The sequence below is a fragment of the Vibrio sp. 10N.222.51.C5 genome, assembly GCF_041474575.1.
GTDB classification, from domain to species: Bacteria; Pseudomonadota; Gammaproteobacteria; order Enterobacterales; family Vibrionaceae; genus Vibrio; species Vibrio crassostreae_C.
Genome location: NZ_JBFRUJ010000018.1, coordinates 34181 through 49044, shown reverse-complemented (window position 1 = coordinate 49044; position 14864 = coordinate 34181). Strand labels below are relative to the sequence as shown.

General features: G+C 44.2%; 13 protein-coding genes and 2 tRNA genes. 12 read left to right on the top strand and 3 right to left on the bottom strand.

The genetic code is table 11. The features are described from left to right. Window positions 1-128: 128 nt before the first annotated feature. Both tyrS and AB4558_RS06975 read left to right on the top strand, forming a co-directional pair. On the top strand, window positions 129-1316 hold the full coding sequence (gene tyrS / locus AB4558_RS06980) for a tyrosine--tRNA ligase (protein WP_017059402.1): 1188 nt from the start codon (window positions 129-131) through the stop codon (window positions 1314-1316). Window positions 1317-1712: 396 nt separating this feature from the next. Beyond that, window positions 1713-2558: a magnesium transporter gene (locus AB4558_RS06975; protein ID WP_372158415.1), complete on the top strand. Its 846-nt coding sequence runs from the start codon at window positions 1713-1715 to the stop codon at window positions 2556-2558. Window positions 2559-2683: 125 nt separating this feature from the next. On the opposite strand, the gene dacB is transcribed toward AB4558_RS06975, so the two are convergent. Next, window positions 2684-4111, bottom strand: a complete 1428-nt coding sequence (gene dacB, locus AB4558_RS06970) for a serine-type D-Ala-D-Ala carboxypeptidase (protein WP_372158412.1) — start codon at window positions 4109-4111, stop codon at window positions 2684-2686. Between the two features lie 111 nt (window positions 4112-4222). After that, on the bottom strand, window positions 4223-5278 hold the full coding sequence (locus AB4558_RS06965) for a porin (protein ID WP_372128473.1): 1056 nt from the start codon (window positions 5276-5278) through the stop codon (window positions 4223-4225). Window positions 5279-5789: 511 nt separating this feature from the next. On the opposite strand from AB4558_RS06965, the gene greA reads away from it, so the two are divergent. Continuing rightward, the gene (gene greA / locus AB4558_RS06960; RefSeq protein WP_017059397.1) at window positions 5790-6263 is read left to right on the top strand and encodes a transcription elongation factor GreA; all 474 of its coding nucleotides are present in this window, start codon (window positions 5790-5792) and stop codon (window positions 6261-6263) included. Window positions 6264-6388: 125 nt separating this feature from the next. Here greA and yhbY read toward each other — a convergent pair whose 3' ends face one another. Then, on the bottom strand, window positions 6389-6685 hold the full coding sequence (gene yhbY / locus AB4558_RS06955) for a ribosome assembly RNA-binding protein YhbY (RefSeq protein ID WP_004738252.1): 297 nt from the start codon (window positions 6683-6685) through the stop codon (window positions 6389-6391). A gap of 114 nt (window positions 6686-6799) precedes the next feature. Here yhbY and rlmE point away from each other — a divergent pair, with 114 nt between their 5' ends. The 9 genes from rlmE to nusA all read left to right on the top strand — a co-directional run bounded on the left by rlmE (window position 6800) and on the right by nusA (window position 14856). Further along, window positions 6800-7429 carry a 23S rRNA (uridine(2552)-2'-O)-methyltransferase RlmE gene (gene rlmE, locus AB4558_RS06950; protein ID WP_017059396.1) on the top strand — a complete coding sequence of 210 codons (630 nt, stop codon included), beginning with the start codon at window positions 6800-6802 and terminating at the stop codon, window positions 7427-7429. Between the two features lie 107 nt (window positions 7430-7536). Next, window positions 7537-9504 carry an ATP-dependent zinc metalloprotease FtsH gene (gene ftsH / locus AB4558_RS06945; RefSeq protein ID WP_017068905.1) on the top strand — a complete coding sequence of 656 codons (1968 nt, stop codon included), beginning with the start codon at window positions 7537-7539 and terminating at the stop codon, window positions 9502-9504. Window positions 9505-9592: 88 nt separating this feature from the next. After that, window positions 9593-10423 carry a dihydropteroate synthase gene (gene folP, locus AB4558_RS06940; RefSeq protein ID WP_102393175.1) on the top strand — a complete coding sequence of 277 codons (831 nt, stop codon included), beginning with the start codon at window positions 9593-9595 and terminating at the stop codon, window positions 10421-10423. A 21-nt stretch (window positions 10424-10444) separates the two neighbouring features. Further along, window positions 10445-11785, top strand: a complete 1341-nt coding sequence (glmM, locus tag AB4558_RS06935) for a phosphoglucosamine mutase (RefSeq protein ID WP_017072092.1) — start codon at window positions 10445-10447, stop codon at window positions 11783-11785. 294 nt (window positions 11786-12079) lie between these two features. Beyond that, window positions 12080-12412, top strand: coding sequence for a preprotein translocase subunit SecG (gene secG / locus AB4558_RS06930; RefSeq protein ID WP_017059392.1), 333 nt, complete (start codon window positions 12080-12082; stop codon window positions 12410-12412). A gap of 16 nt (window positions 12413-12428) precedes the next feature. Beyond that, a tRNA-Leu gene (locus tag AB4558_RS06925) sits at window positions 12429-12513 on the top strand. 53 nt (window positions 12514-12566) lie between these two features. Beyond that, window positions 12567-12643, top strand: a tRNA-Met gene (locus AB4558_RS06920). A gap of 234 nt (window positions 12644-12877) precedes the next feature. Next, window positions 12878-13333: a ribosome maturation factor RimP gene (gene rimP, locus AB4558_RS06915; RefSeq protein ID WP_004738265.1), complete on the top strand. Its 456-nt coding sequence runs from the start codon at window positions 12878-12880 to the stop codon at window positions 13331-13333. Between the two features lie 35 nt (window positions 13334-13368). After that, window positions 13369-14856 (top strand): transcription termination factor NusA, encoded by a 1488-nt coding sequence (gene nusA, locus AB4558_RS06910; RefSeq protein ID WP_017059230.1) that lies wholly within the window; start codon window positions 13369-13371, stop codon window positions 14854-14856. Window positions 14857-14864: the final 8 nt, after the last annotated feature.

Genomic DNA, 14864 nt, shown 5'->3' with positions numbered 1-14864 from the left:
TTCCGGTTCGTTCTGTAAATATTATGAAAATCGACGACAGAATAGTGTAACTGGTTTCAAAATACATCGCTATTCAAGTAAGATGTCTAATTAATGTATTTTTGCCAAATCTGTGGGAGTGAACAAGAATGGCGAGTATTGAAGCTGCACTAGCCGAGATCAAACGTGGCGTAGAAGAACTGATTCCAGAAGACGAACTGATTGCAAAACTAAAAGAAGGTCGTCCTTTACGCATTAAGCTGGGTGCCGATCCAACAGCTCCAGATATCCACCTAGGCCATACGGTTATCTTTAACAAGCTTCGTGCTTTCCAAGAGCTTGGTCATGAAGTGACATTCCTTATCGGTGATTTCACTGCAATGGTTGGTGACCCATCAGGTAAAAACTCAACACGTCCACCGCTAAGCCGCGAAGACGTATTGAAGAATGCTGAAACTTACAAAGAGCAAGTATTCAAGATTCTAGATCCTGCGAAGACGCAAATTCGTTTCAACTCTGAATGGCTATCTGAGCTTGGCGCTGAAGGCATGATTCGTCTTGCTTCTAACCAAACTGTTGCTCGTATGCTTGAGCGTGATGACTTCAAAAAGCGTTACGCTGGTGGTCAACCGATCGCAATCCACGAATTCATGTACCCACTTCTACAAGGTCACGACTCTGTTGCACTAGAGAGCGACGTTGAGCTTGGCGGTACTGACCAGAAGTTTAACCTTCTAATGGGTCGTGAACTGCAAAAAGCAGCAGGTCAAAAACCACAAGCGGTACTAATGATGCCACTACTTGTTGGTCTAGACGGTGTTAAGAAGATGTCTAAGTCTGCGCATAACTACATCGGTATTAGCGAAGCACCAAGCGAGATGTTTGGTAAGATCATGTCTATCTCTGACGATCTAATGTGGAGCTACTACGAGCTGCTGTCTTTCCGTCCTCTTGAAGAAGTTGCGGAACTGAAAGCTGGCGTTGATGCAGGTAAGAACCCGCGTGACGTTAAAGTGCTTCTTGCTAAAGAGATCATCGCTCGTTTCCACAGTGAAGCAGATGCTGAAGCCGCTGAGCAAGAGTTCGTTAACCGTTTTGCTAAGAACCAAGTTCCTGATGAAATGCCGGAGTTTGAATTCGAAGCAGGCCTGCCAATTGCGAACGTTCTAAAAGAAGCGGGTCTTGTAAACTCGACTTCTGATGCGATGCGTATGATCAAGCAAGGCGCTGCTAAGCTTGAAGGCGAGAAGATTGAAGACAGCAAATTCGTGCCTGAAGCAGGTACTGCCGTTTACCAAGTAGGTAAGCGTAAGTTTGCTCGTATTACTATTAAGTAATATTAAATCTCAATGATTTAACGAAAAGGCATCTACGGATGCCTTTTTTATTGACCCCTATTTATTGACAGGAATTTGACGAAGTTTTTGAACGGCTATTGCTACACTATGCGCGCTGTCAAATTGACAGTAATTCTGGAGATTTTTATGAACAATACCGACCATCCTCCTAGTTTGAATGGAGAAGAATAACCTGTCTCGGTATTGATCTATTGTCCTGCCGTTCAGGTAGGGTATCTTTGTTTTCCCCCGCATTCTTTTCCACACACTAGATTCTAACAAGTAGACACATCAGTAGCTTTCAGCTCTTGGTGCGCTTAGCTGTACGCTCTTGGTGTATTAGCTATAGGCTATTTGTTTTGATGGTCGTTACCTTTGCCAATCGGGAGATTCGCCATGACGGTAATGAACAACACTTTTTTATCTATTGAAGCTCTGTACTCAGAGCAAGACATCCAAGCTGTATCGAATGCATTTCAGCAATACGGGCGTGAGCAGCAAGTTAGGCTTCTCAACTGTATGCCGCTTGAAGATGCAGTACTTGTATTAGGGCAATGCTCTCTAAGTACGATTCAAGCTCTACTTAGTGAGTTAGAGGAGCAGGGCTTTGAGAAGCGTTCTCGACATCTAGCTCACCAACTAGGGCTGATCTACTCAGAGGTAGAACCTCAGCAGGGCTACCTTTCTACTGGCGTCATGAGCCACGTTAGGCAGCGTATCGGTTGGATTATTGCGTTAGCACTATTGGGAATCGTCTCAGGGCTTATCATTGCTCAGTATGAAGACATTCTCAGTCAGTTAGTACTTTTGGCAATCTACATGCCGGTAATTGCTGCTGCTGGTGGTAACACCGGAACACAAGCCGCGACTTTGGTGATCCGAGCCTTAGCCACAGGTGAGTTGAAAAAACGCCAATGGGCTCACGTTCTGTGGAAAGAGTTTAGAGTTGCTATTTGTCTAGCTCTAGCGATTGCCGTAGTGATGATTGGACGTATTCTGCTATTTAGCGAAAACCAATCGACAGGTGGCTATGACATCAACATGATTGCGTTAGCGATTGCGGTAGCGCTGTTCATTCAGGTGACCATATCAACCGTGCTTGGCGGCGGGTTACCGATAGTCGCTAGGCTATTTAAGCTTGATCCAGCGGTGTTAGTAAGTCCAGTACTTGCATCGATAGTGGATATCTCAGGAATGTGGATCTACTTCACTGTGGTTAACTCATTCCTCGGTATCGCTTAGCTCCTATAAAAATAGGCACCTATAAAAATAGCTAAATACATCTGAGAAACAAAAATGGCGCTGCAGATTGAAGGTCTTCAGCGCCATTTTTATTGTTTGAGTAGAAGTTTACACAGAGCCAAACATTACTTCGATTTGCTTTGTGTTTGACTGAACTCAACTACATCTTTGTAGAAAGCACGCTCAAACTGGGTGATTGGAGCCTCTACCGGTCTGTCTGGATCTTGCTCTTCAGGGAAGTAATCACGAATAAACTGCACAAACAAAGAGTTTGGTTTCCCGGACTCATCTAAACCATATCCCGCCATGTTGTACGTTCCGTACAAAGAACCACTTTTGGCTGTGATGTTGCCCTGAATCGGTGCTTTTCTCATGCTTGGACGGTACTTGAGCGTTCCATTTACACCTGATGTAGGCATAGCCTCAATCAGGCTGAGCTGTTGATCGTTTTCCCAGATATAACGAAGCACTTGAGCCATGGTCTGTGACCTCATTCGGTTATTTCTGGATAACCCTGAACCATCGACGAGCTGCGCTTTACTGAGGTCAATATTAGCCTTGGTCAGCAGTATCTGTTTTATTGCTTCAGTGCCGTTATTGAAGCTGCCCGGTTGAACATAAAATGTTGCTCCTAGCGTTTTAGTTAGATTATCTGCGATAAGGTTATCTGACTTCTTGAGCATGATATCGAGCAGTTCAGGAAGCTTTTCTGAGTTGTGACTAGCGACTAACGTGGTTTTGTCTGCTTGCGCTTTTTTACCAATAATCACATCACCTTTTACTTCTATTTTCAGTTCTTTGAGAAGCGATGTAACGACTTGATAGGTATAAAGCTCTGGGTTTTGAATCGCGAACTTGAGCGGCAGTGGCTTCTTACGCTCTACTAAGCAACCAGAGAGCTTGTAAGCGTTGTCTGGAGTAGTAATGAGCTCTAAGTCGCATTGTGTCGCCTTCTGCCCTGAGCGAGTTACGGTGGCTGCGGTGGTTGTCACGTCTATCGGATAATGAGCGGGAATATAAACGCGAGTGCTACCGTTATCTTTTGTATAAATAGAGGCTTGTGCGCAGTTGCTGTCTAAGGTCATTGCACTAGAAGGCGCGCTGTAACAAACCCCTAGAATGTCCCAAGGCCACCCCACCGCTCGCTGATAGCCGGTATAAGCTGTGTTATCCAGATATAAATTGCCCTTGATGGTTCTGGATTGAGACTTAGCGTATTGAGTTAACAGGCTTTTTAGCTGCTCACGTTGCAGTGTTGGGTCGCCGCTAAATGAAATGATTGAATCATTGCCAGAACGAACAATGCTAGTCGTGTAATGAAAGTCATCTCCCAACTCTAGCTTGGCCGCTAAAGCCGTCACCAGTTTTAACGTGCTGGCTGGTGGATAAAAGTCATCGCTATTGGTATTAAGCTCGCTTGAACCATTGCTTAACGATTTGATGATCAAACTCGTACTACTACCATCGGGCAGTGTATCTAGCGGGGCGTATGCGTTAACAGATAAAGCGCTAATGGAAAAACTACATAGCAGTAGTGTGGATAGAAGGCGCATAGAAGATTGTCTTGGATGGCTGATGTTTTCAGTATACAGATATAAAAAACGCCCGCTAGAGAGCGGGCGTTTTGATTCTCAATTAACTAATGAATCATTAGGTAATCAGAATTAGAAGTCGTAACGTAGACCTAGAGCTAGCTCGTCTTCAGCGTCTGCTTTAGATGCAGTACCGTTACCAAAACCTACAGTACCAATAGTGTCATTTTCACTGATTAGGTTGAAGTTGTACGAGATGTACGTACGGAAGTTCGGCTTGAAGTAGTAAGTCGCATCGATTGCAACGTTGTCAGCTGAAGTTTCACCGTCAGTTTCTGCGTTGTTGTACGTTAGCGTGAATGCTGTTTTTTCTAGTGTGTATGCTGTTGCGAATTCGTAACCAGTGTAATCACCGTTCTTCTTCGCTAGCTCACCGTCTGTGAACGTACCAGCAAAGTATAGAGCTTCAGTGCGGTAAGAAGCTGCTAGCATGTATTCGTTTTGCTCGTCTTGATCAGCGTAACCAGCACCTAGCTTAAAGCCAGAATCGCCGATTGCGTAGATACCAGATAGCGAGTAGCCATCAGCATCGTTGTCACAGTATTCACCGATGTTACAACCATTAACAACACCTTCTTGACGGTCAGCAAAGCGGTAGCTAGCTTTAACGCCTAGGTCTTGGAATTGACCTTTGTAAGAAAGCATGTTGTCTGAACGGTCAGCTACAGCAATTTTGTGTGCTGCTGAGTTACCGTGGTAAGACATGATATCGGTAAAGTCAGTGATAACACCTAGCGCACCGTCATTTTTACCGTAAGTTACTTCACCGAAGTCACCGCCGATACCTGCGTATGTGTAACGGTTAGTGATATCGCTGCTATCACTGTTATCAGTCGCGCCGCCGTCTTCGTTAGTTGTGAATTCACCTTCGTAGAAACCAACACCGTATAGGCCGTCTTGGATTTCAACTTTACCTAGGAAGTTAAGACGTACACGTGTTTTGTCTTCAGCTTTGCCATCTTTTAGAGATAGACGAGCTTCCGCACGACCACCGATCTCTAGAGAAGTGCCGTTTGAGCTGTATACAGAAGTACCGGCAATATCACCAGCTTGTTTACCGTCGGCTGCCACTGCGTTAGTAGCAAGAGCTGCAGCAGATACAGCAAGCGCGATCATAGTCTTGTTCATGTTATTATTTCCTAATTACTGTCCATAGAAGTTTTATTAAGGATTTGAACCCTTTTGTGTATTGCCTGTATTAATCAGGCTTCATAATCATGATTAGAACAGAAGTCTGAAAATGCCAGTGCAATCCATGGGTTACTTTTTACCTCTAAAGTTCCATGGTCAGTTAGTAAAATGATATAAAACTAAAAAATGAACACTGTTTTATTATATCTTTTTTGTTTAAGTGGTTGTTTTTGAGTGTATTTTATAAAAGTGTGATCTGTGTTTATTTTGTTTGTTTTTTGTTTTTTTAGGTATTTAGCTCTCCACTTATTGATGGGGAGGTTATTATTCATTTTTGTGATGTCTGTAATTTAGACCTAGATAAAGCTTTTATAACGCAAAGTGGAATAAAGGTGATTTAGCCATAAAGTTTGTTTACACTAAGCCAAATCGTTTTGTTTCTATCACCCAATAAATACGTTGGGTGTATTTATGTTGGCCAAAGAAAGCTTTGGCATAGAGGTAAAAAATGGAAAAGGTTCCAATGACAGTACGTGGCGCTCAGCAGCTACGTGACGAATTAGATCGCCTACTTAAGCTACGCCCTGTTATCTCAGCAGCTATTGGTGAAGCACGTGAACTAGGTGACCTGAAAGAGAATGCTGAATACCACGCCGCTCGTGAAGAGCAGGGTATTTGTGAAGCTCAGATCCGTGATATTGAATATAAGCTATCACTGGCTCAGATCATCGATGTAACGCAAATGGATAATACGGGCAAGATTATCTTTGGTACGACAGTGACACTGATTGATGTGGATACCGATGATGAGTTCCGCTACCAAATCGTTTCAGAAGACGAAGCAGACATCAAAACGGGTCGCATTTCTGTGAAATCGCCAATTGCTCGCGGTCTTATCGGTAAAATGGAAGGCGACGAAGTCATGATCTCTACCCCTGGTGGTGACAAAGACTTCGAAATCGACAAAGTAGAATATATCTAATTGAATTTTCTTTGTTTCTGATAAGTAAAAAGGTCGCTAAATGCGACCTTTTTCGTTTCTCACGCTACACTAAAAGATAAGCGCTGTGGCTTCCTATTAGTGAAGTTAGCTTATATCAAACTCGCTTATTTACGTGGAATCTCGATTTTACGTGCTTCTGACTGGCGGAACAGTACTAGAACTTTACCGATAGTCTGTACTTTCTCAGCTTTAGTTTCACGTACAATTGCATCGATAATCAGTTGCTTAGTCTCACGGTCTTCTGATGCAACTTTAATCTTGATCAGTTCGTGGTGGTCTAGAGCTAATTCGATTTCCGCTAGAACAGCTTCAGTAAGTCCATTTGCGCCCATTAGCACAACAGGTTTTAAACTGTGAGCTAGGCCCTTTAGATGCTGCTTTTGTTTGGTACTTAGGTTCATTACGCGGCCAATTTTCTTTACTATTAGGGTTGAAAAAACCTATTTTAACGCCATCTAAAGCTGAAGACTATAATTTATTCAGCAATTAGTACTTTCCTCCAATTTAGGTATCCAATGAGCAAACAGAAACACTCGGCCAGTTCAGGCCGTTGGTTGAAGGAACACTTCGACGACAAGTACGCAAATGAAGCAAGAAAGAAAGGCTATCGTTCACGTGCTTATTTCAAAATGGAAGAGATTCAAACGAAAGATAAATTGCTGTCTCCTGGGATGACCATTGTGGATTTGGGTGCAGCACCTGGCGGTTGGTCTCAATATGCTGCTAAGATTGTTGGAGACAACGGACAAATCATTGCGTGTGACTTGTTACCAATGGATCCGATTGCTGGTGTTAGCTTTTTACAAGGCGATTTCCGCGAAGAAGCTGTGCTAGATGCCTTGTTGGAACGTATACAACCAAACATGGTTGATGTCGTGATGTCAGATATGGCACCTAATATAGCAGGCAACAATTCTGTGGATCAGCCAAGAGCTATGTATTTAGTTGAATTAGCTTTGGATATGTGTCGACAAGTTCTAGCTACCAATGGTAGTTTTGTTGTAAAAGTATTCCAAGGCGAAGGGTTTGACCAATACGTTAAGGACGTCCGCGAGATGTTTAAAACAGTAAAAGTTAGAAAACCCGACTCTTCTCGAGCTCGATCTCGTGAAGTGTTTATCGTAGCCACTGGTTACAAAGGTTAACGATTCTCTTCCAAGAGTGAGAGTTAACAACATGGCTACAGGTTACAAACTGTAGTACCCTACCTTTAATTACAATTAGTTATCGAGAGGCTTACACCTTGAGTGACATGGCAAAAAATTTAATTCTGTGGCTTGTTATCGCGGTAGTGTTGATGTCGGTATTCCAGAGCTTCGGCCCTGGGGAAAGTAACGGCAGAGCAGTAGATTACACCACGTTTGTACAGGAAGTTGGCCAAGGCCAGATTCAAGACGCACAGTTCAATAACAGCGAAATCACTTTCACACGTCGTGGTGGTGGTTCTAAGTATGTAACTTACATGCCTGTTTATGATCAAAAGCTACTTGATGACTTAATTAATCAAAACGTAAAAGTTCAGGGTACACCACCTGAAGAGCAGAGTCTGCTTGGCACTATCTTCATCTCATGGTTCCCAATGATCTTACTGATTGGTGTATGGATTTTCTTCATGCGTCAAATGCAAGGCGGCGGCGGCGGTAAAGGCGCGATGTCTTTCGGTAAGAGTAAAGCTCGAATGATGAGCGAAGAACAAATCAAAACCATGTTTGCTGATGTTGCTGGTTGTGACGAAGCAAAAGAAGACGTGAAAGAGCTTGTGGACTACCTTCGTGACCCAAGCCGCTTCCAAAAGCTAGGTGGTAAGATCCCGACAGGTATCCTGTTGGTTGGTCCTCCTGGTACGGGTAAAACATTGCTTGCAAAAGCGATTGCCGGTGAAGCGAAAGTACCGTTCTTTACTATCTCTGGTTCTGACTTCGTTGAAATGTTTGTTGGTGTTGGTGCATCTCGTGTGCGTGACATGTTCGAACAAGCGAAGAAAGCGGCACCTTGTATCATCTTTATCGATGAAATTGATGCTGTAGGTCGTCAACGTGGCGCTGGTGTTGGTGGTGGTCACGATGAACGTGAACAAACACTGAACCAAATGTTGGTTGAGATGGATGGTTTCGAAGGTAACGAAGGTATTATCGTTATCGCTGCGACTAACCGTCCAGACGTACTAGACCCTGCATTACTTCGTCCTGGTCGTTTTGACCGTCAAGTTGTGGTTGGTCTACCGGATGTACGTGGTCGTGAACAGATTCTTAAAGTACACATGCGTAAAGTGCCACTATCAGGTGATGTTGAACCGTCGCTGATCGCTCGTGGTACTCCAGGCTTCTCTGGTGCAGATCTTGCGAACCTTGTGAACGAAGCGGCGCTATTTGCTGCTCGTGGTAACAAGCGCAATGTATCTATGGTTGAGTTTGAACTTGCGAAAGACAAAATTATGATGGGTGCAGAGCGCCGTTCAATGGTTATGTCTGAAGAAGTGAAAGAGTCAACGGCTTACCACGAAGCGGGTCACGCAATTGTTGGTCGTTTGGTACCTGAACACGATCCAGTGTACAAGGTGTCAATCATTCCACGTGGTCGTGCGCTTGGTGTAACCATGTACTTGCCAGAGCAAGATCGTGTGAGCATGTCTCGCCAACATCTAGAGTCTATGATTTCTAGCCTGTACGGTGGTCGTCTTGCTGAAGAACTTATTTACGGTAAAGACAAAGTGTCAACTGGTGCGTCTAACGATATCGAACGTGCAACTGATATTGCTCGTAAGATGGTTACGCAGTGGGGCTTCTCTGAGAAATTGGGTCCTCTTCTTTACGCAGAAGAAGAAGGTGAAGTTTTCCTAGGTCGCGGCATGAGCCAAGCTAAGCACGTTTCTGATGACACGACTAAGCTTATCGATGAAGAGATTCGTATCCTTATCGACCGTAACTACGATAGAGCTAAGAAGATTCTTGAAGATAACATGGATATCATGCATTCGATGAAAGACGCTCTAATGAAGTTCGAAACGATCGATGCAGGTCAAATTGATGACTTGATGGAGCGTAAGCAAGAGATTCGTGATCCAGCTGGTTGGGGTGATCAGGTAAAAGCTGAACCTACAAAGGAAGAAGCAAAACCTGAAGCTAAGGCAGAAGAAGCTAAAGCGGAACCAAAAGCTGAAGAGTCGAAAGTTGAAGAAGTTAAATCTGAAACAGATGATGCTCAAAACAAAGATTCTTAATCGCTAAGTTATAAATTAAAACCCTGAGTACGCTCAGGGTTTTTCTGTTTCTAGCCCTAGATGTTTTTACCTTTAAGACCCACCTTCCATGATATTAAAAGCACATAATAAAACGCTCGTTTTAGACCGCCCACATGTGATGGGTATCCTCAATGTTACGCCTGACTCTTTCTCTGATGGCGGAAAATTCAATTCATTAGATAATGCTTTACTGCAAGCAGAGCGAATGATTCAAGCTGGTGTTAGCATTATTGACATTGGTGGTGAATCAACTCGCCCGGGAGCGCCTGACGTTCCTTTAGAAGAAGAGCTCGCTCGCGTTATTCCTGCCATTAAAGCAATTCGCGCTAAGTTTGATGTGTGGATCTCCATTGATACCAGTAAAGCTGAAGTGATGCGCCAAGCCGTTGAAGCGGGGGCTGATTTGATCAATGATGTGCGCGCACTGCAAGAGCCCGGAGCTTTAGAAGCGGCCGCCGATGCTAATGTGCCCGTTTGCCTGATGCACATGAAAGGTCAGCCAAGAACCATGCAAGCTAACCCTAATTACGATGATGTCCTAATGGATGTTGAAGCGTTCTTAAAAGAAAGGGTGGAGGCTTGTGAGGCTGTTGGTATATCAAAAGATCAGCTGATTCTGGATCCTGGTTTTGGTTTTGGTAAAACCATTGAGCATAATTACCACCTATTAGCGCACCTTGAAAAGTTTCATTCGTTAGGCTTACCTGTTTTAGCGGGGATGTCGAGAAAATCGATGATCTTTAAATTGCTAGACAAGGTTCCGGCCGACTGCATGGTCGCAAGCGTCACTTGCGCGACGATTGCCGCGATGAAAGGCGCACAAATTATTCGCGTTCATGATGTCGAGGAGACACTGGAAGCGATGAAAATAATCGAAGTGATGAACAACAATCACTAAATATAATTAAGGAAAATCACTATGTCTGATAAAAGACGTTATTTCGGCACAGATGGTGTGCGTGGCAAAGTAGGCCAGTACCCGATTACACCTGATTTTGTTCTGAAGCTTGGCTGGGCTGCGGGTCGTGTTCTTGCGAAGCAAGGCACAAAGAAAGTCATCATTGGTAAAGATACTCGTATCTCTGGTTACATGCTTGAGTCAGCGCTAGAAGCTGGCCTTGCTGCTGCTGGTCTTCAGGCTACGTTTACTGGCCCAATGCCAACACCTGCTGTGGCTTACCTAACTCAAACCTTCCGCGCTGAAGCAGGGATCGTTATCTCTGCATCACACAACCCATACTACGATAACGGTATCAAGTTCTTCTCTTCTGAGGGAACAAAACTGCCGGACGATATCGAGTTGGCAATTGAAGCTGAATTGGATAAAGACATCGAATGTGTTGATTCATTTGAGCTTGGTAAAGCAGTACGTTTGAACGATGCGGCTGGCCGTTACATCGAGTTCTGTAAGAGCACATTCCCAAATCAGATGACGCTTGCAGGAATGAAAATTGTTGTCGATTGTGCACATGGTGCGACTTACCACATAGCTCCTGCCGTATTTAAAGAGCTGGGTGCTGAAGTTATTGCGATTGGTGTTGAGCCAAACGGTACTAATATCAACCACGAAGTCGGTGCGACAGATGTACGTGCTCTGCAAGCAAAAGTGGTTGAAGAAAAAGCGGCATTAGGTCTTGGCTTTGATGGTGATGGTGACCGTATCATCATGGTTGACGAGCTAGGTAACAAAGTTGATGGCGATCAAATCGCTTACATCATTGCTCGTGATGCACTGCGTCGCGGTGAGTTGAAAGGTGGCGTTGTTGGTACACTAATGACCAACCTTGGTATGGAAAATGGCCTTAAGCAGTTAGGTATTCCGTTTGTTCGTGCTGCTGTTGGTGACCGTTACGTAATGGAACAGCTTCTTGCTAAAGGCTGGAAGATCGGCGCTGAAAATTCGGGGCATGTTATCCTACTAGATAAAGTGACGACGGGTGATGCTATCGTTGCTGCTCTGCAAGTGTTGGCTTCAGTTGTTGATAGTGAAATGACGCTGAATGAGCTGTCTCAGGGCATGACGTTATACCCTCAAGTTCTAGAAAACGTTCGTTTCAGCGGAGATTCAAACCCATTGGAAGCTGAAGCGGTAAAAGCAGCGGTTGTTGAAGTAGAAGCTGAGCTTGGCGAGAAAGGTCGTGTGCTATTACGCAAGTCTGGTACCGAGCCACTACTGCGTGTCATGGTTGAAGGCGAAGATGCAGAGCTTGTTCAAGCATCAGCGCTTAAGATTGCAGATGCAGTAAAAGCAAACTGCTAATTTAACCTTTTACTTAGCTGGCGCAGCGAATAGCGCCTGTGATTAGAAGTGGTTGACTTATATCACGGTCAAAAGATATAACGGTCAAAAGAGACGTAAATGAGTTTTGTGTCGCTTTTGACCTTTTTTTGACCATTCACTTGGTAAAGGCTTATTTTTTAGCAAATTCTCCTTGTCAGCCATCGTCGCATTCGCTAGTATTGCTCGGCCTTCAGTTAGGAGGTCGCTAGCCTTGTTCTTAAAAATAGTTTTTTGAACGGCGCTGGCTCAACAATTAGGAACATAGGTGGAAAAATGTTTACAGTTCTACTTGTGATTTACCTGTTGGCAGCGCTTGGTGTAATTGGCCTAGTGTTGATTCAACAAGGTAAAGGCGCAGATATGGGAGCCTCTTTCGGTGCTGGCGCTTCAAACACTGTGTTTGGTGCTGGTGGCTCAGGAAATTTCCTTACCCGAATGACTGCAATTTTTGCAACTACATTTTTTATCCTTAGCTTAGTGCTTGGTAATATGTCTACACATAAAACTGAGTCACAATGGATTGACCCGACCCAAGGTCAGGTGATTCAACAAGCTGATGATGCAGTGAGTGAAGTTCCGGCGCAAGGCGACGAAATTCCACAATAATCTGTAAAGATTTGATGCCGAGATGGTGAAATTGGTAGACACGCTAGCATGAGGTGCTAGTGCCTTAGGGTGTGAGGGTTCGAGTCCCTCTCTCGGCACCATGTTTACAAACTTGTAAAACATCTTGTTGGGCGTATAATGCTCGCAAGTCGGACGCGGGATGGAGCAGTTTGGTAGCTCGTCGGGCTCATAACCCGAAGGTCGTCGGTTCAAATCCGGCTCCCGCAACCAATTTCAATGCTATTATATAGCTTGTATTGGTAGCAAGTTTGCACAGTGTGAACCTCACTGTGAGTTAGGTGCGATATCGAATGTGATGGCACTTAACATATAAGGGTCCAGCAACAAAAACCCCGGCTTATACGGGGTTTTTTGTTATCTAAGCATTTGTAAATGTATTTAGATAATGTTTGCTTGGAATTTAAATTGGGCTTTGAGCCCTTTTTTTGTTTCTGGAGTGGTTAAATGACTGGTTTAGAAAGACAACTTACTGAAATGCTTGACGCTCCAGTAGCAGCATCAGGTTATGAGTTAGTTGGATTAGAATTTATTCGTGCTGGTGAGCACTCAACGCTACGTATTTACATCGATTCACCAAACGGTATCAATGTAGATGATTGCGCTGAAGTTAGCCACCAAGTAAGTGCCGTAATGGACGTTGAAGATCCAATTTCAGTGGCTTATAACCTTGAAGTGTCTTCACCAGGTTTAGAGAGACCACTGTTCAAAGCAGAGCATTACCAACAATTTATTGGTCACGAGGTAAGCATCGTTTTGAAAATGGCTGTCGGCAACCGTCGTAAATGGAAAGGTGATATCCAATCTATCGAAGGCGAGACAGTGAAAGTATTGGTTGAAGGACAAGAAGAAGAATTCGTCCTGAGCAATATTGCGAAAGCTAACCTGATCCCTAAATTTTAGTTCTCCTAGAGAGAAGAGCTTAAGAGGCTAGATTAATGAACAAAGAAATTTTGGCGGTAGTAGAAGCTGTTTCAAATGAGAAAGCAGTTCCTCGTGAGCGTATTTTTGAAGCGCTTGAAATCGCGCTTGCAACGGCAACAAAAAAGAAAAGCGAACTAGAAATTGAAGTTCGTGTTGAAATTGACCGTAAAACGGGTGATTTCGAAACTTTCCGTCGTTGGGAAGCTGTTGAGGAAGTTGAATTCCCAACAAAAGAAATCTCTATTGAAGCTGCAAAGTACGATGACCCAGAGATCGAACTTGGCGGTTTCATTGAAGATGATATCGAATCAGTAACGTTTGACCGTATTACGACTCAAACGGCTAAGCAAGTTATCGTACAGAAAGTACGTGAAGCTGAACGCGCTCAAATCGTTGAGCAGTTTATCGATAACGAAGGCGAGCTAGTAACTGGCGCAGTTAAGAAAGTTAACCGTGACACTATTATTCTAGACCTAGGTAACAACGCTGAAGCGGTAATCCTTCGTGATGACCAACTTCCTCGTGAAAACTTCCGTCCAGGTGACCGTGTTCGTGGTCTTCTTTACGCAGTTAAACCAGAAGCTCGTGGTTTCCAGCTTTTCGTTACTCGTTCGAAGCCAGAAATGCTAGCTGAACTATTCCGTGTTGAAGTGCCTGAGATTGGTGAAGAGCTAATTGAACTTAAAGGTGCTGCACGTGACGCTGGTTCTCGTGCTAAAATCGCTGTGAAAACAAACGACAAACGTATTGACCCAGTTGGTGCGTGTGTTGGTATGCGTGGCGCACGTGTACAAGCTGTTTCTAACGATCTTGGTGGTGAGCGTATTGATATCGTTCTTTGGGATGATAACCCGGCTCAATTCGTAATCAACGCAATGGCTCCTGCTGATGTTGCTTCAATCATCGTTGATGAAGACGCACACTCTATGGATATCGCTGTTGAAGCGGATAACCTAGCACAAGCGATTGGCCGTAGCGGTCAAAACGTACGTCTAGCGTCTCAACTTACTGGTTGGGAACTGAACGTAATGACTGTTGCTGATCTTGAGAAGAAGCACCAAGAAGAAGCAGTTGCTTCTATTGAAAACTTCATGAAGCACCTAGACATTGAAGAAGACTTTGCTCAAATGCTTGTTGAAGAAGGCTTCTCTACGCTTGAAGAAGTAGCATACGTTCCTGTGAACGAGCTTCTTGAAGTAGACGGTCTAGACGAAGGTATCGTTGAAGAACTACGTAACCGCGCAAAAGACGCACTGACTACTCTAGCGCTAGCGAAAGAAGAAACTTTCGACGGTGTTGAGCCTGCTGAAGACTTACTTGCACTTGAAGGTCTTGAGCGTGAAATGGCTTACAAGCTAGCAGCAAAAGGCGTTGCGACACTGGAAGACCTAGCTGACCAAGGCGTTGATGAACTAGAAGGCATCGAAGACCTAACTGCAGAGCGTGCAGGCGAGCTAATTATGGCTGCGCGTAACATCTGTTGGTTCGGCGACGAAGAATAATTCAGCAA

Coding starts and splice junctions, on each gene's coding strand:
- tyrS (WP_017059402.1), top strand. CDS start 129: ATGGCGAGTATTGAAGCTGCACTAGCCGAGATCAAACGTGGCGTAGAA.
- AB4558_RS06975 (WP_372158415.1), top strand. CDS start 1,713: ATGACGGTAATGAACAACACTTTTTTATCTATTGAAGCTCTGTACTCA.
- dacB (WP_372158412.1), bottom strand. CDS start 4,111: ATGCGCCTTCTATCCACACTACTGCTATGTAGTTTTTCCATTAGCGCT.
- AB4558_RS06965 (WP_372128473.1), bottom strand. CDS start 5,278: ATGAACAAGACTATGATCGCGCTTGCTGTATCTGCTGCAGCTCTTGCT.
- greA (WP_017059397.1), top strand. CDS start 5,790: ATGGAAAAGGTTCCAATGACAGTACGTGGCGCTCAGCAGCTACGTGAC.
- yhbY (WP_004738252.1), bottom strand. CDS start 6,685: ATGAACCTAAGTACCAAACAAAAGCAGCATCTAAAGGGCCTAGCTCAC.
- rlmE (WP_017059396.1), top strand. CDS start 6,800: ATGAGCAAACAGAAACACTCGGCCAGTTCAGGCCGTTGGTTGAAGGAA.
- ftsH (WP_017068905.1), top strand. CDS start 7,537: ATGGCAAAAAATTTAATTCTGTGGCTTGTTATCGCGGTAGTGTTGATG.
- folP (WP_102393175.1), top strand. CDS start 9,593: ATGATATTAAAAGCACATAATAAAACGCTCGTTTTAGACCGCCCACAT.
- glmM (WP_017072092.1), top strand. CDS start 10,445: ATGTCTGATAAAAGACGTTATTTCGGCACAGATGGTGTGCGTGGCAAA.
- secG (WP_017059392.1), top strand. CDS start 12,080: ATGTTTACAGTTCTACTTGTGATTTACCTGTTGGCAGCGCTTGGTGTA.
- rimP (WP_004738265.1), top strand. CDS start 12,878: ATGACTGGTTTAGAAAGACAACTTACTGAAATGCTTGACGCTCCAGTA.
- nusA (WP_017059230.1), top strand. CDS start 13,369: ATGAACAAAGAAATTTTGGCGGTAGTAGAAGCTGTTTCAAATGAGAAA.